At 50.1% G+C, this 21,863-nt stretch carries 22 protein-coding genes; 10 read left to right on the forward strand and 12 right to left on the reverse strand.

The window, feature by feature from the left end; all coding sequences use genetic code 11:
- Window positions 1-10 precede the first annotated feature (10 nt).
- Window positions 11-385 (reverse strand): hypothetical protein, encoded by a 375-nt coding sequence (locus tag QLQ86_RS17090; protein WP_407650112.1) that lies wholly within the window; start codon window positions 383-385, stop codon window positions 11-13.
- 87 nt (window positions 386-472) lie between these two features.
- Here QLQ86_RS17090 and QLQ86_RS17095 point away from each other — a divergent pair, with 87 nt between their 5' ends.
- The gene (locus QLQ86_RS17095) at window positions 473-718 is read left to right on the forward strand and encodes an AbrB/MazE/SpoVT family DNA-binding domain-containing protein (RefSeq protein WP_282817777.1); all 246 of its coding nucleotides are present in this window, start codon (window positions 473-475) and stop codon (window positions 716-718) included.
- A gap of 18 nt (window positions 719-736) precedes the next feature.
- On the opposite strand, the gene QLQ86_RS20170 is transcribed toward QLQ86_RS17095, so the two are convergent.
- Window positions 737-958, reverse strand: coding sequence for a transposase (locus tag QLQ86_RS20170; protein WP_407650115.1), 222 nt, complete (start codon window positions 956-958; stop codon window positions 737-739).
- A gap of 587 nt (window positions 959-1,545) precedes the next feature.
- Between QLQ86_RS20170 and QLQ86_RS17105 the strand changes: the two genes are divergently transcribed.
- On the forward strand, window positions 1,546-1,881 hold the full coding sequence (locus QLQ86_RS17105) for a hypothetical protein (protein ID WP_282817778.1): 336 nt from the start codon (window positions 1,546-1,548) through the stop codon (window positions 1,879-1,881).
- Window positions 1,882-2,458: 577 nt separating this feature from the next.
- Here the strand turns inward: QLQ86_RS17105 and QLQ86_RS17110 are convergent.
- Window positions 2,459-2,824: a hypothetical protein gene (locus tag QLQ86_RS17110; RefSeq protein ID WP_282817779.1), complete on the reverse strand. Its 366-nt coding sequence runs from the start codon at window positions 2,822-2,824 to the stop codon at window positions 2,459-2,461.
- Window positions 2,825-3,247: 423 nt separating this feature from the next.
- Between QLQ86_RS17110 and QLQ86_RS20175 the strand changes: the two genes are divergently transcribed.
- The 5 genes from QLQ86_RS20175 to QLQ86_RS17130 all read left to right on the forward strand — a co-directional run bounded on the left by QLQ86_RS20175 (window position 3,248) and on the right by QLQ86_RS17130 (window position 4,946).
- On the forward strand, window positions 3,248-3,454 hold the full coding sequence (locus QLQ86_RS20175; RefSeq protein WP_407650116.1) for an antitoxin Xre/MbcA/ParS toxin-binding domain-containing protein: 207 nt from the start codon (window positions 3,248-3,250) through the stop codon (window positions 3,452-3,454).
- A 91-nt stretch (window positions 3,455-3,545) separates the two neighbouring features.
- Window positions 3,546-3,743: a type II toxin-antitoxin system VapB family antitoxin gene (locus QLQ86_RS17115; RefSeq protein WP_282817780.1), complete on the forward strand. Its 198-nt coding sequence runs from the start codon at window positions 3,546-3,548 to the stop codon at window positions 3,741-3,743.
- A 62-nt stretch (window positions 3,744-3,805) separates the two neighbouring features.
- Window positions 3,806-4,105 (forward strand): hypothetical protein, encoded by a 300-nt coding sequence (locus QLQ86_RS17120; RefSeq protein ID WP_282817781.1) that lies wholly within the window; start codon window positions 3,806-3,808, stop codon window positions 4,103-4,105.
- A 12-nt stretch (window positions 4,106-4,117) separates the two neighbouring features.
- A complete protein-coding gene (locus QLQ86_RS17125) occupies window positions 4,118-4,318 on the forward strand; it encodes a hypothetical protein (protein ID WP_282817782.1) in 201 nt (66 codons plus the stop codon).
- A gap of 235 nt (window positions 4,319-4,553) precedes the next feature.
- The gene (locus QLQ86_RS17130; protein ID WP_282817783.1) at window positions 4,554-4,946 is read left to right on the forward strand and encodes a DUF6957 family protein; all 393 of its coding nucleotides are present in this window, start codon (window positions 4,554-4,556) and stop codon (window positions 4,944-4,946) included.
- 15 nt (window positions 4,947-4,961) lie between these two features.
- On the opposite strand, the gene QLQ86_RS20180 is transcribed toward QLQ86_RS17130, so the two are convergent.
- Complete coding sequence (locus tag QLQ86_RS20180; protein ID WP_407650113.1) at window positions 4,962-5,168, reverse strand: antitoxin Xre/MbcA/ParS toxin-binding domain-containing protein; 207 nt, start codon at window positions 5,166-5,168, stop codon at window positions 4,962-4,964.
- A gap of 26 nt (window positions 5,169-5,194) precedes the next feature.
- Between QLQ86_RS20180 and QLQ86_RS17135 the strand changes: the two genes are divergently transcribed.
- The 3 genes from QLQ86_RS17135 to QLQ86_RS17145 all read left to right on the forward strand — a co-directional run bounded on the left by QLQ86_RS17135 (window position 5,195) and on the right by QLQ86_RS17145 (window position 7,324).
- The gene (locus QLQ86_RS17135) at window positions 5,195-5,731 is read left to right on the forward strand and encodes a hypothetical protein (RefSeq protein ID WP_282817784.1); all 537 of its coding nucleotides are present in this window, start codon (window positions 5,195-5,197) and stop codon (window positions 5,729-5,731) included.
- A 499-nt stretch (window positions 5,732-6,230) separates the two neighbouring features.
- Window positions 6,231-6,482 carry a hypothetical protein gene (locus tag QLQ86_RS17140; protein WP_282817785.1) on the forward strand — a complete coding sequence of 84 codons (252 nt, stop codon included), beginning with the start codon at window positions 6,231-6,233 and terminating at the stop codon, window positions 6,480-6,482.
- Between the two features lie 128 nt (window positions 6,483-6,610).
- On the forward strand, window positions 6,611-7,324 hold the full coding sequence (locus tag QLQ86_RS17145) for a hypothetical protein (protein WP_282817786.1): 714 nt from the start codon (window positions 6,611-6,613) through the stop codon (window positions 7,322-7,324).
- A 492-nt stretch (window positions 7,325-7,816) separates the two neighbouring features.
- Here QLQ86_RS17145 and QLQ86_RS17150 read toward each other — a convergent pair whose 3' ends face one another.
- The 8 genes from QLQ86_RS17150 to QLQ86_RS17185 all read right to left on the reverse strand — a co-directional run bounded on the left by QLQ86_RS17150 (window position 7,817) and on the right by QLQ86_RS17185 (window position 21,844).
- On the reverse strand, window positions 7,817-9,148 hold the full coding sequence (locus QLQ86_RS17150; RefSeq protein WP_282817787.1) for a GIY-YIG nuclease family protein: 1,332 nt from the start codon (window positions 9,146-9,148) through the stop codon (window positions 7,817-7,819).
- Window positions 9,145-11,226 (reverse strand): DEAD/DEAH box helicase, encoded by a 2,082-nt coding sequence (locus tag QLQ86_RS17155; protein WP_282817788.1) that lies wholly within the window; start codon window positions 11,224-11,226, stop codon window positions 9,145-9,147. The genes QLQ86_RS17150 and QLQ86_RS17155 overlap by 4 nt, the downstream gene beginning before the upstream one ends.
- Before the next feature lie 3 nt (window positions 11,227-11,229).
- Window positions 11,230-13,971 (reverse strand): DNA methyltransferase, encoded by a 2,742-nt coding sequence (locus tag QLQ86_RS17160; RefSeq protein ID WP_282817789.1) that lies wholly within the window; start codon window positions 13,969-13,971, stop codon window positions 11,230-11,232.
- A gap of 178 nt (window positions 13,972-14,149) precedes the next feature.
- The gene (locus QLQ86_RS17165) at window positions 14,150-16,252 is read right to left on the reverse strand and encodes a DUF262 and DUF1524 domain-containing protein (protein ID WP_282817790.1); all 2,103 of its coding nucleotides are present in this window, start codon (window positions 16,250-16,252) and stop codon (window positions 14,150-14,152) included.
- 355 nt (window positions 16,253-16,607) lie between these two features.
- Window positions 16,608-17,081: a hypothetical protein gene (locus QLQ86_RS17170; RefSeq protein ID WP_282817791.1), complete on the reverse strand. Its 474-nt coding sequence runs from the start codon at window positions 17,079-17,081 to the stop codon at window positions 16,608-16,610.
- Window positions 17,078-19,075 carry a hypothetical protein gene (locus QLQ86_RS17175; RefSeq protein ID WP_282817792.1) on the reverse strand — a complete coding sequence of 666 codons (1,998 nt, stop codon included), beginning with the start codon at window positions 19,073-19,075 and terminating at the stop codon, window positions 17,078-17,080. Before QLQ86_RS17175 ends, QLQ86_RS17170 begins: the two co-directional genes overlap by 4 nt.
- A complete protein-coding gene (locus tag QLQ86_RS17180) occupies window positions 19,068-20,660 on the reverse strand; it encodes a tyrosine-type recombinase/integrase (RefSeq protein ID WP_282817793.1) in 1,593 nt (530 codons plus the stop codon). Before QLQ86_RS17180 ends, QLQ86_RS17175 begins: the two co-directional genes overlap by 8 nt.
- Window positions 20,657-21,844 (reverse strand): tyrosine-type recombinase/integrase, encoded by a 1,188-nt coding sequence (locus QLQ86_RS17185; protein ID WP_282817794.1) that lies wholly within the window; start codon window positions 21,842-21,844, stop codon window positions 20,657-20,659. Before QLQ86_RS17185 ends, QLQ86_RS17180 begins: the two co-directional genes overlap by 4 nt.
- Window positions 21,845-21,863 lie beyond the last annotated feature (19 nt).

Raw genomic sequence — 21,863 nt, forward strand, 5'->3', positions numbered from 1 at the left:
GAGGCCGGATTCAAGACAAACTGGCCCAGTCAACATGAGCCAGGCATCGTCCTGCCAGCACCAGATTGCCGAGGGCATACAAGATAAACAACTGCGCCTTGTTCTCCGCCAGCCCCTTGAAGCGCACCTCCTCAGTAGCCAAGAGATTCTTGATGACATGAAACGGGTGCCGACCTTGGCTCGGATGCTGGACTTGGCCTTCTTGATCGCCAGTAGCAGCCTTTTCATGGGGCTGTTTGGCATTCTCTTGAGAGCGCCAGCTTAGCAGCAACACAGCTCCGGGAGTCCGGGGCATCTTCTCTTCGTCGAGATGCTTCCACATGCCGGTGTAGCCCGCATCGCCGTATACCCGCTTGTCATCCTCCCAGACCAGGGCGCCGGACATGGTGATATCGGCGACGTTGGCCGAGGTAGCGGCGACACTCTCTTTGCACTAAAATAAGGAATGTTCATTGCGGTAGAGAAATCTGTCATGGCAACCGCGACCGTTACATCCAAGGGTCAGGTGACGATACCTGCTGAGGTGAGGGCTTCGCTTGGCCTATCAACTGGTGATCGACTAGAGTTTGTACCTCTCGCAGAAGGCAAATATCTCTTTATAGCATCCACACACACGGTTTCTGATTTGAAAGGCATGGTTAAGAAGCCCTCATCCCCCGTCTCCATTGAGGACATGAATGCTGCTATCGAATCATCAGGGGCAGGCAATCAATTTTAAATATTTAAGCACTTTGTTTTAAAAAATATATCTCACACCATACGATCTAGGCACCCAAACTTCAGACTTTATACCTATTAATACTACTGCCTCGGCCAGGCTGGCATTGATCTCCTCGAAGATCCGCTGGGTCAGGACATGCTTCTCGAGCAGATGACGGAAACGAAGCAGGGTGGTGACATCGGGCACGCTCTCGATGGCCAGTTCGATACCGATGAAATCGCACATGGCCTGGTACATAGGTGGGTTCTTCGATCGCCTCGTCGGCAATCGCATACCACTGTTGAAGAAAGTAGATCCGCAGCATGCGCTCCAGGCCAATCGGCGGTCGGCCCCGCTTGCCCGCTGCATTGGGGAAGTAGGGCGGCGACAGGGCGTCGACCAGTCATTGCCATGGCACCAGGGCATCCATCTGGGCCAGGAATCGCTCTCGACGGGTGACCTTCTTCTTGTTCTGGTGCTCAGCCTGGGCGAATGAGATCTGCTTCATCGGGTGGCTCTGTCAGACGGTGGCAGGAAGCTCAGATTCTACCCCGCCGGTTGCCACAAGGCAGCAGCGGCGGAATTTATGCAGCGTTTCCCTAGTGGGACATTATCTCTCGGGAAGCCCAGTGCCAACTATTTAATATTGCAAATAATAAATGACATTCGAGCAAAATCTCAGCCACTCCATAGTACACGAATAAATTCCATTGCAAAATCCTATCCATAAATTTCTTTGACATGCCTAGAAGGAGCTGTAAATATCAAAGGACAAGCACTGAGCATTAATGAACTAAACGAATAGAGCTAATCATTACAGCTTACATCCATCGAAAAGGTAAAACATGAGAGAAATCGCCATTAAAAAGCATGAAGTAATAACATTCAAAGGAGAGGCACTTGATTACAAATTTCTTAGGTGCTGCGTCAAGCACGATTCAATCGGTCTTTTTAAGGATGGGCACTTAATTACTCTTGACGTGCACCTTGGGGATATAGAAGAAACTTTGGAAATTGGAGGAATACGCTTTATATTTGATGAAGGAAACCTCAGAACAATTCTCTTCAACACGGCTGGCCGTACAGATAGTTTCGACACTAATTCACGTGAATTACTTCATCAGATATATCAAGAAATTAGCTGGACGCGAAGCCTTCTTCCTGAATTAAGGAGCCGCTGATCATTTGATATGGACTGCCATTGGCACTGAGCGCAGTAAAGCCTGCAACTCAGCGGGTAACGTCTGAACACCACAGGCGGGCTAAGGCGGCCTATTTTACTGTCGTCAGAGTTATCCGGCCGCCACGCCAAGTTCAAGCCCCCACAGTCACCTCTTAGTCGAAAGTAGGCAGACCAGCCCGAACAAGATGAAGAGTAGTGTCTGATTCATGGTCACCCCCTTATAGCATTTCATTTCAGATCAAGCATTCCAGACCTAAGGTGATGATTGCCTTACACCTTAGGTCGGCCGATCATTAATCTTTTCCGTATCGCCCACCCCCCCACAGTAATGGCGGCAGACTATCCACAACTCCACAAAAGTGTTCTTCGCCAAGACTTAATCGCTACTGAGGAAATGACAGATATAAATGATACTTTAGCTGATACAGCGACAATATTTCGACATCGACTTATACACGATGTGTGAACATGAAAAGCACTTTCTGAACAACTTGATTTTTGAGTTTGGACCGATCCTGCCGAGCCTCACGGTTAACAGTGATGAGATAGGGCCACTCATCATCAGCGTATAGTCGTCAGTCATCTGCTGGGTCAAATGGTCGATGATATTTTCCCACGCTTCCCTTCAGCCTCTCAAGAGGTTCATCAAGGAATTGCTTGACAGCGTCCTCCCATTCCGGACATCGCGGCATGTTGTCTCGGAGCGACTCTTTGTATAATTCATTAGCCGATCTTATATCAGCGCCTGCCTCGTTAATGCACCGCATTAGCAGGTTTGGTGTCGTCTCGACAAAAGCACTTGCTATAATTGCCGCTGACGACTCCGAAATACCATCGATTTGGGTTGTGCCGTAACGCAGTGCGAGCGAAAGCTCTTCCTCAGAAACGACGTCTCCATAGGGAACGTTAAGATGCGTAACCGCTAGGCTTAGCCCTGACATGTTGAGGCTCCTATGTGAGAAAAAATCACTTTTTTGAATTGCGATATGATAGCCACGCTGCAAGCGCCACCAGCACACCCAGGCCCAAGAGAGGCGATGCTATCAAAATCATTTCAAGGTATTGGTTCATGGCAAGGCCTGTGGTCAGCTTCCTGTCGTAATTCCGTTCCCCCTACTACTATACACTTATCATAGCCGCAATACCGATAACTGGAAATGAAGGTCCTTCATGTAGATGGGTTGCCTCCGGATGTTCTGTGTGACGACGTGGCATTCATCCATGCTGTCAGAACAGGAATCCCCGGACAGGTAGTTCGACAGACTGTTGCCCTGCTTGGCGGGCACCAACAGCTGGTTGCAGAGCTAGCAGGGACTACACCTAGCAATCTTCACCGCACCTACAAAAAAGCAGCTATTGGTAAGATGCAGAGTGAACAGATCCTTGACCTACTGCGTCTGTTTTCGTATAGCTCTTCGATTTTCGACAGCGACGACATCGTCAGAGGGTGGTTTAGTTGCGAGATCCCAGCGCTGTCAGGGTCGCGCCCCGTCGATCTTCTAGACACGTTTCAGGGTAGAGCCATGGTGCGGGATGTGCTCGGCAGGATCAAGCGCGGGGAGTTCAGTTAGAGGTCAACCACAGGCACATATGTGGATCAGGGAGTTCATAATATAGGAATCACATGTGTCGTTATGATTTCAAAATGAAATGGAGAGGATAATGAGAACCACGGTCACCATTGATGATGCCCTGTATAAACAAGCCATGGATCTTTCTGATCCCGGTGTAGACAGCACATCAGCGCTTTTCCGTGAAGCGATCAAAACATATGTTCGAGTCCAGGCTGCGCGACGGCTTGCGGCCTTGGGTGGCAAATTACCAGCCATGCGGGATATCCCGCGTCGAGACGAGTCATGACAAATCTCAATTAATTAATTATTGAATGCATCGAAAAGAAACCAGGAAGCAAGGAGTTTGCCTTGTTTTTCAATCTAGATGGGGAGCCTTTCTGGAAAGCAATGCTGGTAAATGAACTGCCTGTACCCCTCGGCGAGTCCACTGGGGAATTTAACGGCACAGGAGCCAGTCCCGAACAAGCTGTCAAACACCTACACAGTAACCTTCTAAACGGCGTCTTGAATGGAGGTTACGACTGGCTGCTTGCACTGCACCGCACGCCGTGGCTTGAGGAATTTTCATCGGGTCGCGAGTACAACATATGGGATGATGAAGATAAGCTGTATAATGACTTAATGGCTTTTATGCGTTCAAAACGCTAAGGGTGAACAAAAATGGACAAGCAAGAAGCGATCAAACAGCTCGTGGCGATTCAGAATAGGTCAGCTGAGTACAATTCGTGGCTGCAAGAATTGGTTGTGGATCAGCATAAGCGACATGTTGATGCAGATGAGGTGCTGTGCAAACTACTAGTCAGCTTGGGTCATGGAGATGTTGTTGAGGAATATCGAAAAATCGAGAAATGGTATTCATGATTCGCCAGGCTCCTAACTGGTGATCGAGAATAGGGAAGCCACCATTACAATTAACTCCTCTTGGTTAATAGCATGAGCACTATATCTGATCATATGTGATCAATTAGATCGTAGACAGTGGCTTAAGCTATCACTCATGATCAGTTACAGCTGAAGAACCAAGAAGAGCGATTTTTATTCTACATTTTCGTGATTTCTGCTAGAGTCATTATTGACCCTTAAAATGGTACTGATCATGAAAGAACCAAATCCCATCAAAGCTCTACCTGCGTGGGAAGAAACAGCTAGCAGGCATCGTAACCAAGCCTGCATTGTCCAGGAGTGGGAGCTTGTCTCTATCGATCTCGATGGCCAAGAAACTCACTTTCTTTATGGCACAGTGGTTAGCGACTACAAGTGTCGATGGCAGTATGGTGACTATGTGTTCACCAGCTCAGTGACAGACTTTGATGAAGAGACAGGGCTAGTGAAAACAAAAAATTCACTTTACTGCCTAGTGGGCGATGGGGAAGAAGTGTTTGCTACTCTGAAGGAAGCTGCCAAAATGAGAGCAATCGGTCAATCGCTGCATACCATCAGGGCCATTGAGCGCGACGTAGGCGAGATCCAAGGGCCGGATCATGACTGATCACAACGGGCACTCCTAGGCGTAACCGCCCTGCTCTATGCGCTCAAGGTAGCGCAGAACCTCGGCCACCCTCCCCTTGTCGACCAGCTGCTGCGCTGTGAGGCTTCCCAACGACGGGATGGGTGTCTCCCTGTACCATTGTTCAGCCGCTGACCTGGAGCCTGCCCAAGCCTCAACACGGTGCAAAATCACTTCCAGGGCTAGGTTATTGCCATTTTTCATTTTTCCGCATCTTGTGAGCTATAGAGATGGATAACATGATACGCATAGATGACTATATCTCACTTCGCATCATCCTGTGGAGTTTTCCTGACAAGAAAGTCATTTCCCGTCAAGACGCATACGAGCACTACAGCTCGACTTGGGAGTATGTGTCGATTCGTTCTCTCAAGGATCATGAGATTGAGCTGATAAATAGCCTGATCAATGAATTTGGCCCCTTGGTGCCGAGATATCGAACTTTTCAGACGTATAGCGCTGAGAGACCGTATACATGGGGTCGCCCTATTACCCGTCTCACTCCGATCTCAAGAAAAGCCAGAGTAAAAGTGGCTGACTATCCGCAACTCAACAATAGCGTCCTTCTGCATGGCCTCTCGGATGCCGAGATAACGAATAACGAAGCTCACCTGTGGTACACCGAACACTGGTTCGATATCGATCTGGACACCATGACGGATCGCGAAAAGCATTTTCTGTATGAATTGATTTACGAATTCGGCCCGATCCTACCCAGCCTTTCACCCGACAGTGATGAGGTCGGAGCCCCTATCCTCAGCGTGTAGAGTGAATCATCAGATGGTTCGAATGACCAATTATAGTGTTTTTGCTCCGTCCAGCCATGCAGGCGATTCGGCACTGTGGCTTACCAGTCATTCTGGGGAAAGGCCAAAACCTCATTCGTGGACACTATCCCTAAAGTCATTTTTCGATACGCCTGGCTAGCTTAAGCAGTCTTTTCTAGCTCCACGGCTACCCCGGCACCTCATCCGCCTTCATGATGGCCACAGCAGCAGTATTGGCAAAGGCATCAACCAGCTTGTAGGCGCTCTGGTGAAGGCCATTGCCGTGAATACCCAGATTAAGGAAATACATGTCCATAGGTTGTGTTTACGCTTCCCTCCAGCCCCCTACTGATGGATCAGGAAAGCAAAGAAATCGAAAGCAATGGAATCAAAATTCCATTACAGGTATTTCTCAAGCTGTTTGTCATTATTTTCTTCTAGCTCATTGACTCATGACCAATCATCTGAATAAAATAGAACCACAATTTGAAGATACGACATGACACTTGAAGACCAGCTACAGCGGAATATCACTGAATATCTAACTAGTGCTGGACCAGACAAATCTTTGCCTTCATTCACCGAGCCTGAAGCTATAGATTTTTTAACTTTAGCAATTCAGCCTGATGATGCTCAGCATGATTTCACCAATGTTCGTGAAACAGCCGTAATCCTCAAGGCAGTGATTGATTTTGTAAGGGCGAGGAAGCATGTTGGAATCGCTTTTCATAGATGCCACATTCTTAATTAACAGTTGATAGCTTTCCGAAAGAACCCCTGGAAAAAAATTAACCCAAGGAATAGGAATACCCCTAAATCTTGAGAGTGTTTTCTATCGACACTCTTTGATATCATCAATGCACAAAGGAGAAATGAAATATGAGCCGCATCTCAATTTCTGGCAACAGCTTAGAGGTCCATTGCTTCAATGGAAGTAAAGATAGCGACACACCGTCCTATTGCGGGACTGGGCGTTGTGAGGTAAATGGCAGACATGTGGGTTCCTTTGAGGGCTATGTGTCTACCATTCAAAAATGGCATGAAGATACTGATGCTTTGTACCGTATCTACACCTTTGATAAAAGTAACTTCTCCGTGATGATTGCAGATGAATGGCAGGAATATGTCGAGAAAGAAGTTCCAAACTACACATCTGATCTTTCCCGATCTGTTGAAGAAGTAATGACTGATGAAATCAATGTTCCCGAAGTGATCGTCGCTGTGGATCCTCGCATTTATACTGAGGAAGGATGGAACAGCGGATTCTTTGATGTCGATATTGTGATTGATCCAAGTAAGATGGCTACTAAGCAGGGTATTAGTAGAGAGGCCATGGTATTCGAACGCGTGCCTTTTGAAATTGACGAGAACGGCTTGGAGTTTAGTGGTGATAATGACGACGAATTCAATGAAAGCCTGAGTGAGTTTTTTGATAAATTCTCAGTTAGTGAGCGGGGGCAGGAAATAGTCAGGGATATGATTATGGGAAATATTGAGGCCAAACTAGGGGAATATGGTATTGGCGATTATCAAAGCGCTGTGAATTTTGATGACAGCAAATATCAACAAAGCGCTATTCCTCATACAGTCTGAGGCGAAACATTACCGAAGCCTCTTCCCGGCAGCGACTTTCGTTGCCGGATTTATTGCACTAGACAACTACTTGTTTTTCATTCCTCCAGTCCATGCCGTCTAAAATGCGCCTGACGATATCGTGGGAGGCAAAAACTCGAGGAAAACCAATTCACCAGCCCGATAAGTCCTACCATCGCTGTTATGCAGTATATCGTTCAAGCACCAATAACTAGGCATTGAAATCTCACCTCTTCCCAAGTCCAGGACTGCCTCCCGGGACGATACTCACTCCCCTGCCAGCCAGTCCGGACTTCACATTCCCCCTTGCAATCTTCAGCTTTCGCTCAACCTCAAAAATCCTGAGTTTCGTCCTCGACCTCGATTCCTCACTCTTGCAGTTCGGCAAGTTCTTCTTGAGGGCACTTAGCTGAGATTGCAGTCTATCCACATCAGAAATTCTCGCTTTCTTTCGCTTCTTCGCAGCCATCACGTGCCCTCGGGAGAATATAACTACCGCTTCTTAACAAGCCGCCCTGTTGTATTGTCCATTCGATACTGCGCAATCGTCCCATCCACGATCCGCTTCACAATCTCCCGAGCGGTATCTAACTCGACATCAAACCACTCACGGGGTCGATAGGTGCTGCCATCACGACTATGCAGCAGCACGTTGACTCGCTGATGATGAAGCATGGCGTGGACCAGGCGCTCAAATCGACGCGGGTCGAGGTTGTAGCAGTCGAAGAAAGTCACGACCTGCACAGGCGCTTCCAGATAGGTCTGCTGCCTTTCTGCACCGGCAATACGCTGGTCCAGCTCCTTCTCGGTGTATCCGATCTTGTGGAGGTTGCGGATACCCCGTAGCGCTGGATCTTGGCTGAGCGAGCGCAAGATGTAGATGACCCCGGTGCGCTTGTCGTGGTGGGTGATTCCCTGCATCGAGTCGAAGGTGCTGTCAGGACGCAAAATTCGCCGCCCCGTCTCGTCCTTGTAGAGCGCCCTGGCGAGCGAACGCAGGAGCAGGTTGGACTCGGTGCCGTTGTCGAACACGACCCGCAAACGAGGGTTGAACTTGCGACCTGCACCAACGCTCTCCGTGCCTACCTGATCGGCGATACACAGCATGCCGTTGAGGACGAACATGTCGCCCTCGTCGATCTGCGACTCCATCTGGAACGGCACTGCCTCGGCATCGCCTTCACGTAGCTCCTCACGCACCTGGTCGAACAGGCTCTCGAAACGATAGAAGTCCTCACAGTGGGCACGCTGGGCGATCTCGTCCGGCATCTCCCGCTCGTTGCGCTCGGGCACATGGGTCAGGTCGAAGATGGATTCGACGCTCTCATCCCCGCCGCTCAGCAGGCCGAGGGTGTCGCTGTCCCAGATGTCATCCAGCGAGGTGACGCTGTCGGGTGTGACGGTCGCTTCCTTGGGCGAGGACGAGGTGGCCTCGGATGCGGCGCTACCGCCCCCCTGTCCTGCTCCATCGCTCATGGCAGGCTGGTCGTCGCGGCTGACATCTACAGCATCACCCATAGAGTCGCCCAGGAGGCCGAGCGTATCCCAGGCAGCCAATCCCTCTACCTTGGCAGGATCGCCTCTCAGAGCGGCTAACTGGACGGCTAGCGTGGCTTCGTTGAGGTCTTTCGCGTCTTCTTGTGGTTCGCGCCCATGCTGGGTTACGAATGCCTCGATGTTGTGAAGCGTCGCCACTAGCCGCTGATCAGCACTCGGTGCCAACGACCTGGGCGGTGCAACGGTAAGTAGGCCCAGCTCATCGGTCTCGGCGAAGATGTCGTCCAGAGTGCGCTGTTTGGGCGGCTCGCGGCGAGTCCGGATCATGCCGACGCTCCCTTCATCCTCTCCCGTTTCTTTTGCTGGATATAGGCCAACGCCTCGGCGTAGCGGACCTCCATGTGATCATCACTGTGCACCGACGGCGGGTGGCCCTTCTCCTTGGTGAAGGCGACGATCTTGGGCCACAACACCACCGCCTCTTCTTCGGTCATCTGCGTGCGATTGCCAACCACCGTGTCCTGGATGGTCTTGAGCACCGGGGCCGTCAGCGCCTTGGAGAGGATCTCGTAGGCACCCTGGAAGGGGTTGATCTGGTTGATCAGGTCGATGTTCAGGTGCTCGATGTTGACGAACTTCTCGCCGATCTTGAGGAACTGGCGGTTACCTTTGGGCTCGCCGTCATTGGCGTCATCACCGAGATCCCGACCATCCGGAGCGGCACTGGGATCGACAGGCACGCCATTCTCATCGGTGCCGTAGATCTGCCCCGGCTCGTGGATCTCGGCACCCTCGGGCAGCTCGTCTTCGCTGAACAGGCCGCCCGTGGCCCGAGCGCCCATCGTGGTCAGCACGGTCTCCCGCAGCACCTCACGCTCGTTATCGTCTAGGTCAGGGTGCAGTCGCTCGATGACCTTCGGCAGTTCCACCTCGTTGATGACCTCGGGCTCGGTGGTTTCCGTCACCGCAGCGGCGGCCACCTCGGGCTTCTGAAGCAGCGCCGCGATGATGTCCTCCTGCCCGCCGGACTCCAGGATACCCATCACCTTGTCGGAGACCGGCGCCTGAGTGTCTTCGATGATCACGGTGCCCGGCTCGGCCTTCTCGCCCTCACGCATCCTGGAGCGCGGCTTGAACGACACGCTGGGGGCCAGCACCTGCTCCATCAGCAGCGAGACGGTGATGGCCTTGAGCAGGTTGTTGACGCTCACCTTCACGTCATCATCATCGGCGTCGGGCTGGGCGATCAGGTTGGTGAACTGAGCGTGGGCCTTGCCCTCGCTGTCACGGGTGGCACGCCCGATGATCTGGACGATCTCGGTCATCGAGTTGCGGTAACCGATGGTCAGCACATGCTCGCAGAAGGGCCAGTCGAAGCCCTCCTTGGCCATGCCCAGGGCGATGATGACGTCGACGTCCTCGGGCTTGGTCACGTTGCGCAGGTATTCCTGCACATCGCGTCGGATGGGGGTATCGGTCACCAGATCGGCAACCTTCAGCAGCTTGCCACTGGAATGGCGCACGGTGACGATGCCGGTGCGGCTGTCCTGCACCTCGACGTCGCCCAGCGCGTCCAGGATGTAGTCGACCTCGCCATACTTGTCCTTGGTGCTCTCGCCGCTGTTGACGTTGGGGATGTGGACGATGGTCTTCTTGTCCGGGTCCAAGACTTCATGGACGGCATTGATGTATGGACCCTGATAGAAGTGGTAGCCGATACCCAGGGACTTCAAATAGCGATAGCCGTTGAGCTGTTCGTAGTAGGTGTAAGTCACCTTGTCGAAGCGAGCTTCATCGTCGGGCAGCAGGATCGGGGCGGCGTCTCCACGAAAGTAGCTGCCGGTCATGGCGACGATGTGCGCGGTGGAGAGCTGGATCAGGTCGTCGATCAGCCCGCCGAGCTTGTTGCTCTCGTCCACCGAGACATGGTGAAACTCGTCGATGGCCACTAGGCAGTTGTCGAAGTCCGAGGACTTCAGCTTGGCGAAGGCGTAGCGCAGCGTGGCGTGGGTGCAGACCAGGGTTCGGTCCTTGGGGTCGGCCATGAAGCGGCAGAAGGCGTCCACCTTGCCGCTGTCGTTGCCGGCCCGGCACAGGTCGTTGCGGTCCTCAACGTGCCAGTCCCAATCGAAGCCGTGTGTGGTGAGGTTGGTATCCTTGAAGGAGGCCCCGATGGACATCTCGGGCACCGCCACGATGACCTTGCGTAGCCCCAGGCGATTGAGCTTGTGGAGAGCCAGGAACATCAGCGCCCGCGACTTGCCTGAAGCTGGCGGCGCCTTCAGCAGCAGATACTGGCTATCGCCCTTCTCGTAGGCACGCGCCTGCATCTCACGCATGCCCAGTTGGTTGCTGCTGGCACTTTTGCCGGTGCGGGCGTATTCGACCTTGATCAGCTCCGCCATGCCTTAGCCCTCCGTGGTAGTGGCTTTGCGGGTTTTCTTGTTTCCACCAACCTTGGCCGCCTTCTCAGCCTCGATCAACTCCTCGTAGCGAGCCAGTAGATACTCTTGACGCTCGGCGGTGTCGCGGAACGGGCGATCTCGATAGAGCTTCTCCACGGCTCGATCGAGCGCCTGATGGGCCTCCAGCAGGTTCTCGGGCATCTTGTCGGGGTCGTAGAGCTGCGCCATGGTCTTGTCAGGGTGAGCGGCACGGGCAAGGATCACATCACGGCCCAGTTGCTCGATCTCCTGGCGCTGACGCTCTGACGCATCGGGCCATGGGAAGGTGTTGTAGACCAACGATGCGGAGTATCGATAGTCGCTTTTAAGGCGGCCACCGACGAGACGGAGCCAGTCCATGTGCATCTGGGTGGAGAGAATCGCGAAATCGAAGAGAGTCCCACCTGGAATCATCTGCACCAGATTTGTGGCGATCACTGTGTGGTCAAACATGCCAACGGGGGCATATAAACGTCTTTCTGACGAAACGCTAGGAACGAGGATGTAGCTCCCCTCCTCCGGCTGCGCGACCTGTAGAAACTGGTGTGGCCTTGTAGCGCCCAATAGTGCCGCAGCATGTCCTGCATCAACTCTTAAATCGCGAACCGCATCGACTCTAGATCTAACCTCAGGAATACTCAATATTTCTTCAGGAGCGCCCACCAACCAAAGACACCACCGCAAGCTACCCCGGAAAAACTCTTGCGAGCCAATTAGAGGCCGTATCCAAGGCTCAAGTCTCGGTTCCCGCTCAAGCAAAATCTTTTTTTCAGACTCAGAGAGAATAAAATTCCCACCGTCTGTGGGCTTATTCCCGAAAACCATCCTAGAGGCGCTTCCGAAAGGAGACCTGCGACTTGTGACAACAGTGTCTTCCCCCTCAAGCAGATAAGGGCTTATATTCTCTACTTGACGACAATGCCATCTGCCATCAATATTCTGATAGAGAAGCTTTTTTTGCTCGCAGCACACTCTCCTCAAACCAACGATCACCACATGGACACCTGCATTTCCCTGTGCACTATTACGCCAAGGAAACGTCTGGTAAGCGAAAGAAATCTCAACACCCAACCCCATGATTGCAGGCCACAATGTGGCGACTTGCTGGCCTTGACAGATAGAGTTAGTGGCCACAAATGCAGCTTCTCCACCCTCTCTCAAATACTCTACGCCCTTATGAAACCAGCAGGCAACATAGTCTAAATAGCCGAGAGTCTTCTTTCCAAAAACCTTCTTCATGTCATGAGACTGCTCGACACTTCTACCCGTCGTGCCGTGAAAAGGAGGATTTCCGCAAACAAAAACCTCCACGCCCTCACCGCTAGGACACACATGACTCCAGTCCATATGAAGGCTATTTCCGGCCACCAAATTAGCCGTATCTTTAAGAGGCAAAGCAGGTTCATAGTGACCAAATTCACTTGCGAACAACGTGTTCATCTGGTGTTCAGCCAGCCACAACGACAGCTGCGCTACCTCATGCGCGAAGTCGTCGATCTCGATGCCATAGAACTGGCTGAGCCGAATCCCACTCATGAACATCTCTTGCTGGCCGGACACTTCCTGTAGCGCCCGGAACACAGCCATCTCCAAGCGGCGCAGTTCCTTGTAGGAGATGATCAGAAAGTTTCCCGAGCCCATGGCCGGATCAAATACTCGAATCCGCGTCAGACGCTCCAGCAGCGCCTCCAACTTCTTGCGGTTGCTCTTCGCCTTGTTTAGCTCTGCATACAACTTGTCGAGGAACAGCGGGCGGATCACTTTCATGATGTTCGGCACGGAAGTGTAGTGCTGCCCCAGCGAGTCGCGGCTCTCCTTGTCCACGACCGCCTGGAACATCGAGCCGAAGATGTCGGGATTCACCGCCTCCCAGGCAAGCTGCCCGCACTCGATCATCATTCGCCGGCCCTTGCCGCGAATCTCGGGCACGGGAAGGTCATCGCGGAACAGACCACCGTTGACGTAGGGGAACTGATCAACGTGGGCAGGCAGGTCAGCCGGGCGCTTGTCTTCTGGCTGGTTCATGACACGGAACAGCTGAGCGAGCAGGTCAGGCAGCCCTTCCCCGCTCTCGCCGCTCGCCTCGGTGATGACCTTGGTGAAGGCGTTCTTCGGGAAGATGCCGGTGTCTTCGGCGAAGTAGCAGAACAGCAGGCGGGTCAGGAAGACGTTGAGCGCATGCAGCTGCTCCGGCGTGCTGAACTCGTTGACCTCCTTCAAGCGATCGAACAGCCGCCCCATCTTGGCCGCTGCCTTCAGGTCGGCAGACGCCTCCTCGAAGTGCTTGGTGCGCTCCAGGCCCGCCATCGGGGCGAAAAAGAGATATTGGGTGGCCAGCTCGCCGAACCCGACCTCCAGACGCTCGTCGGTCTTTGTATCCAGCGCCGTCAGCTCGCGGAAGTCCGTCACCACCAGGAAGCGGCACTTGTGCCTGGCGGGCTCGTCCTCGTCGGCCAGCACCTGCAACGCCTCGTGGATACTCTCGCCTTGGCGCACCGGCATGAAGTAGAGCCAGTTCTTCAGTGCGACGTGCCCCTCCTCCTTGCGGCTGGATACGTTGCGCTGACCGCCGTTCCGAACCTGGGTGATGGTTGCCTTGGGGAAGGCATAGGCGTCGAGGAAGGCGTAGATGAACTCACCGCTGTCGGCATCAGGCCGGGTCGCAGCGGTGAGGGTGTCCATACAGTAGGTCTGGTCGAATGCCATGCGGTGTGTGCTCCCTGCTTGCTGGCTCTGGTGGAGCCCATATACATATTAGAATCAGCCTACTCACGTGGGATGATGATGTCACTTAATGTGTGAGTAAACACACCAAATATTGAGGTACCACAGTTTTCTAGCACCTCAACAACAGCACGTATAAATCAAAAATCGTACTACTTCATCACTGTGTGCTGTCCATCTGTTGTTCCAAAGCCTGACGCACTAGACCCACTACGTAGGGAAGATCACTGGCTGATGATAAGGGAACCTCTATATCGCCATTACCCCATCGCCCAAGGCCGGTCACATCACGTCCTAATCCACGCGGATCTTCAAGGTCAGCCACAGAAATATTCAAGGACAGCAAAAGTCGTTTGGCTTGCGGGATTACATCGACAAAATTTGTCTCTGCTTTAAAAGCAACATAAAGCTTCTTAACGTCTTGATAGACGCATGGATCGAGAGCCAATACTTCAGTGGAGAACATATCAAAAAGCTCCCGCACACCTCCCCCTGTCAGGTAGGAGTGGTCATCCAACGTGTACGCAGTGTCATCAGTCTGCGAGGGCTTGCGATAAGCCTCAAGAATATCATCACTGAGACTGGGCGCCTGCCACACAGAAAGGGCAGACTCCGACAGTCGAGTAGCTCGTTTAAGAATGGCATCCTGATCCCAAGTCTCGAGGTAACGCAGGTCACTGTTGAGGTGCAACGGGCTATGCGCAAATCCGATAGGTTTGTTGCTCTTGTCCTTTGCATCACGCTTTTCGCGGAATGGCTTATCGGAATAGGAGCTATTATAAGCAGTCAACGTTAGGTTTCCTAAAGTATGCAGATAAGTCTCCTGAACACTTTGCCAATCCTGCCCAAGTACTTCTTGCCATTCGCGTGACAGCTCAGGGTTCTGAGGCATCACATGTTCAACAGTGAATTCATCGATAAACACGGTTTCTTTACGACCGTGGTTTTCCAGTCGGCGCAGCCAATATCGTAAGTTTCGAAAGTGATACAGATCCCGCTCTCGCAAAGCCGCTTGGAATTCGCTATTACTTGGAAAGCGACGGTATGACGGCAACAGCATGAAGGCTGCCTTTACGCTTTCCAGGTAACGATCCTTTCGCAAGCTATGAGTAAATCGTGCAAATGTCCGGTTCAAAGAGTTTGTTGGGATTCCGCAGACCGCGCGGCGGAAGACGTAGCTCTCAATCATCCTCACGATCTTTTCTAGCTCTTCGGCAGAGAGTAGTTGCTTTTTGTTGTAGTCGTGGTAGACCTCAAGCAAAAGTGGGTATGCCACATCGACCTTCAGCTCCCTCAAGTCCTTGAAGGCCTGCTTCAGCTTGGGGTCTGACTCCTTGCCCAAGGCCATGGCGCAATAGTGCTTGGCATAAGTATGCACCTCCTTGACCAGGTCACGGATAGAGCCATCGTAGCCTTCCGCATATTGCTTGAAAGCCGCATACACCTTGTTGATATTGGGGATATCACTGGTAACCGCAGTCAGGTAGTGGCGCATGAAACTGTCAAAGTGACGTGCATACGCCGCCTGACCGAAACCGTCCTCCATGGCGCGCCAATAGTGCGTGTAAAGCGCCTCCTGCTCATTGGGCTCCTGTCCCATCAAGACAAAGTTCCGAATCAGGTCAGCCTGGCTAAGATCCAAACCAGTGGAGTTCATACTCTCAAAGACCAGCTGAGGATTGTCCCGTTGACGTTCCAAGGCAACCGCCACGATCTCCAGCTTGGAGAGTCCTAGATAGACGGCATCTAGCTGTTCGGGGTTAGCTTCGAACCATTCCTTGAAGAGTTCGTAGTTGGCCATCACGCGGGAGCTGTACGGTTCCGGCCTTGGCACCTCATCGATGAGCGAGATCAGCGTTGGCCGGTCAATATCTGACAAAACGACCTTGTAAACCATCTCGCCGGTCTCGTTGGGATTGATCAAGAAGCGTCGGCGAAGCGCCTCTGCCTGATCAGCTGCCAGTCCGTGTGCCAGGTGATGGTAGAGCGCCAAGAGCATCAGCGTCACCGTGGTTAGGCGCTGCTGACCGTCTATAACCATGAGCGGCTCTTGCCTAACGAGAATCGACTGAGCACGCTCGACGTAGACGATGGTACCCAAGAAATGAGTGGGGGCCTGTTCATCAGTGCCCACGGCCAGCACATCGTTGAGTAGCTGGAGGCATTGAGCCTCACCCCACGCGTAATTTCGCTGATAGATAGGAATGCGGAATTGGCGCGGCTTCTCCAGCACCTCCATGAGGTTGGCTTCCGATGCCTTCATGTAGACTCCCTTTGCGTTGTCCTGAAATCCCCAACCTTGCGACTAAACTGCTTCTCGTCTCATACTTGCTCACCTTCTTGAGGAGCCACTCGCGCTTGGTCAAGCCACTAGCTTTCAGGGATTCATAGTTTTTCTTTTGTCGATTTCCTCGACCGCTACCACGGCTCTGCCCCCTACTGCACACTGCCATACTGCGCCCTCGTCCGTCGACACTCAGTCGAGTGGCTGGTCACGTTGTGCCTCATGGTGCCAGCTTAGCATAGGCTATACGGAATTTTCTTAATTTTGGTAGATCCAAACCACCTCCATTCCTTACACAAACCTCGCAATCATGTTAAACACGCTGCTATCAGAGCTACGATAGAGGAGGCGGAATTTCGTCATCATCAACAAGACGAAGAATTTTATCTGCTTCTTGATGGTTTGGCAGTTCCGCTCCTCCTGCTGGAGAGGAATCAACTTCAACAACCTGGAGACCCTTCTTTCTTAGGTTGTAGGCTATTCGCTGCCAACGCTGCTTCCATTTCACCTCTCTTTCCTCAAGCTGCTTGACATACCCTTCAAGCTCTTCAACTTTTTTAACGAGTTCTTCATGTGATAGCGCGCCTATTCTTCTTGAAACCTTGCCTTCATTTCTAATAGCCTCTTTAGCATTCTGGAAGGCAAACTTCACTCTTGGCTTTGCTTGCATCGCCTGCCGAGTAAAACCAAATTTCTTCTCCAGAAGTTTCCAAGAAAGAACCTCACCATTCTTTTCAGCAAGGTCAGATACATACTTTATTATTGACTGCTGATCAGAGTCTGAAATTCTCCTGTACGTCTTACTCATTTCACACCCTCCAAATATGATATGTGATCAAAATCTTCGATTCCCAAATCATCAAGCTCCTCTTTTAAAGTGATCAACTTTTTACGATTATGCTCTACCCAGTCAGAGCTGTATTTCCCCTTCCCACTTTTAGCCGCCTCGAAAGCAGCATTTTGAGAAACCAAAGTCATAGCATACTGCCGCTTAACTTCATCAATACGTTCAGCATCATCCTTCAACCATGCAAAATCACGACAGCTAGCGGAGCACTGTAGGTGCCTTTCACAACTATTTTGTGAGAATGAATGTATGCAAATACCAACTCCAACATCATGCACACCTTTTACCCTGGCTTTGATAAATGCATCCTGCTGATCAATAGGAACCTTTTGTATTTCTTTCGAAATGATCCCGCCTACCCCTCCCTCTTTAAGCTTTTGGTGTATGGATAAAACTTTTTGCTCGCGGCTTGTATGTTGATACGCCTTTGTGTCAACTGGGTTCTTCCTACCAAACCATTCCGTTTGCAGGGCATCACTCAAGCCACCCTCATCAACAAGGGTATTAAGTGTATGCCTAAACTGGTGACTAGTGAACTTGCTAAGCGATTCAGCTTGGCAATATTCTTCAACCAACTCAGACATTCCTGAATCAACGAATCTTTTAAACATTGCGTGAGAGACATATGTTGCAAGCCAATGTGCATACGCCCCACTTGATAAGCCTTGGTATCGAACAAACATTAGATCATGGAAATAGTACTTCTTCCCAGTTTCATCTGTGTGGATAGGTTCTAGAATTCGATGCTCATATTGGCTTCGGCAATATTCTTTCAAGTACCTGACTAATGTATAGCGCGGCGGATTTGCCGATTTCACACCCTTTGAATTCAGCTTATCCCTGTCCGGATATGTGTACCCACGCTTGCCAAGCCATGCATAACCACTGAGCAACTGGGGATTCACACCCAGCTCATTCAGGTCATCTTTGTATAGCCTATCCTCTTCCTTGTACCCAGCAAGGAAAGAAAAGTCTGGTTCACACGCGCCCTGCATGTAAGTTGCTACTTTTCTTGGACCACTGCTGATGGTTGCAGCTTCGCTCACAATCTCATTTACCAAATCAACTGCCGATGTAGGTATGAATACTTTTTCTTTGGGAGTCAGCCTATTCCCTTTGGAAGACTTCCTAGGGAAGTAAAATAGAAAAGAATATCCATCCGCACTCAGCCCAACTTCCTGATTGGGCAATAATGCTATTTCAGAAAACCTTCTTCCTAGAATTGCGAAAAGTGAGAGCATCAAAATATAATGCCGATATTTATGCTCGCTTGGTACCGTTTGATATAGCTCCCCGACGCTCCTCATGACATCTTCTGGAACGAGCTTATCCGAAACATAATCGTTCAACTTAGGATCATCTAGCCTCATTCCAGACATGCCACCACTAGACTCTGGACGACGCATCTTCCGATATCTATAATTGAATTTTTTCGCGCACAAACCATTAGCATCACAAATGGCGGAGAACTCCGCCACTGCTTTGTGCATATTATAAGCAGTAGAGGGTTTGTAATGTTCCGATATCAATCGGCATGCTGAGTCCAGGACTCCTTCCGTAATTTTTTCTAGGCTAAGTCTTGATTCCGTAGCTGCTTTGGCCACATACCCTAACGACCTGACGAATTGACGTTGATTACTTAATGACTGATTTGCACGATGGTAACGAACAACCATCATTGCTTTAGCTATAGCAGACCACACTTCAGGGAGAGGCTCCCCTCCAAGCTTCGGAGAAAAACAAAACCCAATCTTAACCTCACCAGACTTTTTTGAGGAATCCTTGGTCAGTCGACCATGATCGGCTATCCACTCGTCATCCTCCCACTGCACTTTCTCTAGGCCAGAAGGGCTTAGGAGCTTAGCCTTTTCTATAAACAATACTTGATTCTTATTCCTGTCCCTCTCCACTTTGCTTAAGAGAGGAACAACTTTTCTTGTGCTTTTCTTAGGCATTTTTATTAGACTCCTTACAGCGTTCAGCTACTTCAGCAACAGCGATGATCACATCATCTAGCTGAACACCGATACGTTTAGATTCATATTTCTTAATCTTTTCTTCGCGATTCTCTAATAAGCAAGAAAGTACGTGATCATGATCAGCTGTAGCATATGGCTGAAACTTGTGACATAGATAACAACTATATGGAGGATCAAGGTGGCAAACTTCTGAATCGCCACAAACACCAATTTCTTCGCCATTCACATCTTCATTTTGCAGACCATGAAATGAAAGATGCTTGTCTTCCCTATCGCCATTAACTGCCGCAGCGTCTGAAGTTACAACCTTGCCTCTAAACAGGCCAAGGATAGATGCATACTCTTTTGCCATAGCCTTATCAAGATGAGGCACTATTTTGCTTGCGACTTGATAGTAGACTCCAACATTCTGTGTGTCTGAATGATCAAGCATCCTTGCAAGCTCTCGTCGGCTTACTCCTTCTGAGACCATGTTGCATGCAAATGTATAGCGAAGCCGCCTCGGATAAATTCTCAATATCTTTTTGGTAACAGGAGAAACTATGTTCACCCTGCTAGAGAAGCGCTCAACAAGTAGGCTCAATTGTTGGGATGACATATTTAGAGCATTGTCCCAATCATATGATAGCAATGCCGAACTATTACCATCGGTGTTAATGAAAAGAGCGTCAGGTAAAGAACCTGAAAACCTGTCAAACTTTAGATCATCTCTGATCTCTTTGTTCTTATCTATAAGAGCGACAATGTGTCCAGCGATAGCCTCGTCTATAGATTCCTCAAGTAAATCATCTCTTGGGGAGAGAAACCCTTTCTTTATCCTGGGCATCTTCAAAATATAGCAGGGCTCAACCCCTTCTGGAGCCACATTCATTAGATCGCTCTCTCTCAAGAATGTGAGATTCTGAGGGTTACGCCCCGTAGCAATCAACAATGAAATTGCGGCTCTCTGCTGTATAGCAGAAAAAGTCTGGTCATCATCATTTTTCAATGCTGAAATTAACAGCTTAAACTCAATAGGAGCTAAAGGACCTTTAGCCGGGTCCTCTGACTTTACTGCATAACCTTTAGGGTTGCCACCTAGTTCAACTGCGTCTAAACGGTTCGCATAATCTTCGCTAAAGCCCAACTCTGGATAATTATCAGCGCACCATAGGTACCACTTAAAAACCCTATAACACTGCCATGTTTTTTGCGCTTCACGAGACTCTGAGAGCAGGTCTTCATACACTTCAATTAGTCTGCCTTCAAGGTCGTCATAATGTTCATCCAGCTTGCATATTACTAATCTTCTCAAGTCAGCATAATCATTATTTGCACTTCTGGATGACTGCGTCTCCATGACCATTTTTATATATGACTTTACCGCCCATTTAATTGAATGGTCTGTTATTATTGAAAAGTCTATCCTGGGGGTTCTAATACCCGGATCCGGCAACACCCAAGTGTCTGTGCCAGATTGAACTGTTTTCCTGTCACGGGTTGAGAAACAATCAGGAATGTCCGGCCAGCCATAGTCTTTAATCAGCTTGGCAAGGTCCCTTTGCTGCTTGACGATGATCACCAGGACACCTCTTCTCGCATAATCCTTTTTTGGTAAGAAAGCATAGAGTTCCTTGTGCTGTCTTCGTAGAACTGTTTGGTATAGTCATCTTGCGAATCTAAATTTGAATCTCCCCTCAGAATAGCAAGACTAAGCCTAGCTTCATCTTCGTCTAAACCAGAACTCCTCAGCTCTTTGAGAATATATGTAGAAAAAGTATGCCTCATCGCCTTAGGACTCAAGTGCGAGGGCAACTTGTCTTTATTTTTATCTCTGATTATTCTGAAAAAGTTCCCCAAACTCTTCAGGGTTAACGGCTCCCCATTGCTACTCAAGATCAAATAGTCACCAGCAAGCTTGCTTTTTTCTTCAAGATCATCGCGAGTATCAACAATGTATTTGTCTAGCTGGTAAGCTAAGTTACGATCCATGATAGGGATTATTCTTGCGTTCCTCTTTACAGATGGCTTATCTTTTCGTGGATCATTTGGGTCCGGTTCACGAATCTGCATATGTATTGCAGGAATTGCTCCCGTCTTAACATCTTCTACCCTAAGGCTTAGGAGTTCTCCCGGACGCATGCCAGTCGACAAAAGCAATAGAACAATAACATAATTCCTATGCTTGATAGCCGGATCTCTTCCGTATGCTAGGGGGTTGTTCGGATCAACACAATCTAATAGATCATTAGCTTGATCCAAAGTCAGCCCAAGATTTTTTACCGATTTTAATGGTGGCTTTTTTATATACGAATCATCGATAATTCTTGAAACTCTCTCCATTGAATGAGTCAAAGCGACAAATGCTTCAGAGGAGTAACTCATCCCGACAACTTTCTCATCGTAAACCCAGCCCAGAAAGGCACGCAAAGCTATCAGCCGTTGATTGAATACTTCAGGGGCCACATATATATTATGTACCTTAACCCCTTTTCTATGATTTCTTTTTAGCCAAGGGATCAAGCTACCTCTCAGCTCAGCCTCTTTGAGAGTCCCTTTTACAAACTTTTCGACCAAATCAATCTTTTGATTCTCTACCCAGCGAGCTATAACAACTAGTTCGCTTGCATTTCTTTTAAGAGTGTTTGCTTTTTGCCTATCTCTGCTTAGTAGATATTCGTTATAAAGCGGCTCAGGCATTCCCTCATCGTCCAGTACGATTGGAAGCTGATGTCCGTTTGGATGAGAGATGATTTCGTATTTCATGATAAACCCCTTATCTTTA

It is taken from the genome of Halomonas rhizosphaerae (genome assembly GCF_030012485.1).
GTDB classification, from domain to species: Bacteria; Pseudomonadota; Gammaproteobacteria; order Pseudomonadales; family Halomonadaceae; genus Halomonas; species Halomonas rhizosphaerae.

Excerpts from the sequence above, each read along its gene's own strand:
- QLQ86_RS17125 (WP_282817782.1), top strand. The coding sequence starts at position 4,118 with ATGGACAAGCAAGAAGCGATCAAACAGCTCGTGGCGATTCAGAATAGG.
- QLQ86_RS17155 (WP_282817788.1), bottom strand. The coding sequence starts at position 11,226 with ATGGCGGAGCTGATCAAGGTCGAATACGCCCGCACCGGCAAAAGTGCC.
- QLQ86_RS20180 (WP_407650113.1), bottom strand. The coding sequence starts at position 5,168 with ATGAAAAATGGCAATAACCTAGCCCTGGAAGTGATTTTGCACCGTGTT.
- QLQ86_RS17160 (WP_282817789.1), bottom strand. The coding sequence starts at position 13,971 with ATGGCATTCGACCAGACCTACTGTATGGACACCCTCACCGCTGCGACC.
- QLQ86_RS17130 (WP_282817783.1), top strand. The coding sequence starts at position 4,554 with ATGAAAGAACCAAATCCCATCAAAGCTCTACCTGCGTGGGAAGAAACA.
- QLQ86_RS17175 (WP_282817792.1), bottom strand. The coding sequence starts at position 19,075 with ATGCCTAAGAAAAGCACAAGAAAAGTTGTTCCTCTCTTAAGCAAAGTG.
- QLQ86_RS17150 (WP_282817787.1), bottom strand. The coding sequence starts at position 9,148 with ATGATCCGGACTCGCCGCGAGCCGCCCAAACAGCGCACTCTGGACGAC.
- QLQ86_RS17140 (WP_282817785.1), top strand. The coding sequence starts at position 6,231 with ATGACACTTGAAGACCAGCTACAGCGGAATATCACTGAATATCTAACT.
- QLQ86_RS17185 (WP_282817794.1), bottom strand. The coding sequence starts at position 21,844 with ATGAAATACGAAATCATCTCTCATCCAAACGGACATCAGCTTCCAATC.
- QLQ86_RS20170 (WP_407650115.1), bottom strand. The coding sequence starts at position 958 with ATGTACCAGGCCATGTGCGATTTCATCGGTATCGAACTGGCCATCGAG.
- QLQ86_RS20175 (WP_407650116.1), top strand. The coding sequence starts at position 3,248 with ATGCAGAGTGAACAGATCCTTGACCTACTGCGTCTGTTTTCGTATAGC.
- QLQ86_RS17165 (WP_282817790.1), bottom strand. The coding sequence starts at position 16,252 with ATGAAGGCATCGGAAGCCAACCTCATGGAGGTGCTGGAGAAGCCGCGC.
- QLQ86_RS17145 (WP_282817786.1), top strand. The coding sequence starts at position 6,611 with ATGAGCCGCATCTCAATTTCTGGCAACAGCTTAGAGGTCCATTGCTTC.
- QLQ86_RS17170 (WP_282817791.1), bottom strand. The coding sequence starts at position 17,081 with ATGAGTAAGACGTACAGGAGAATTTCAGACTCTGATCAGCAGTCAATA.
- QLQ86_RS17090 (WP_407650112.1), bottom strand. The coding sequence starts at position 385 with ATGTCCGGCGCCCTGGTCTGGGAGGATGACAAGCGGGTATACGGCGAT.
- QLQ86_RS17135 (WP_282817784.1), top strand. The coding sequence starts at position 5,195 with ATGGATAACATGATACGCATAGATGACTATATCTCACTTCGCATCATC.
- QLQ86_RS17115 (WP_282817780.1), top strand. The coding sequence starts at position 3,546 with ATGAGAACCACGGTCACCATTGATGATGCCCTGTATAAACAAGCCATG.
- QLQ86_RS17095 (WP_282817777.1), top strand. The coding sequence starts at position 473 with ATGGCAACCGCGACCGTTACATCCAAGGGTCAGGTGACGATACCTGCT.
- QLQ86_RS17110 (WP_282817779.1), bottom strand. The coding sequence starts at position 2,824 with ATGTCAGGGCTAAGCCTAGCGGTTACGCATCTTAACGTTCCCTATGGA.
- QLQ86_RS17105 (WP_282817778.1), top strand. The coding sequence starts at position 1,546 with ATGAGAGAAATCGCCATTAAAAAGCATGAAGTAATAACATTCAAAGGA.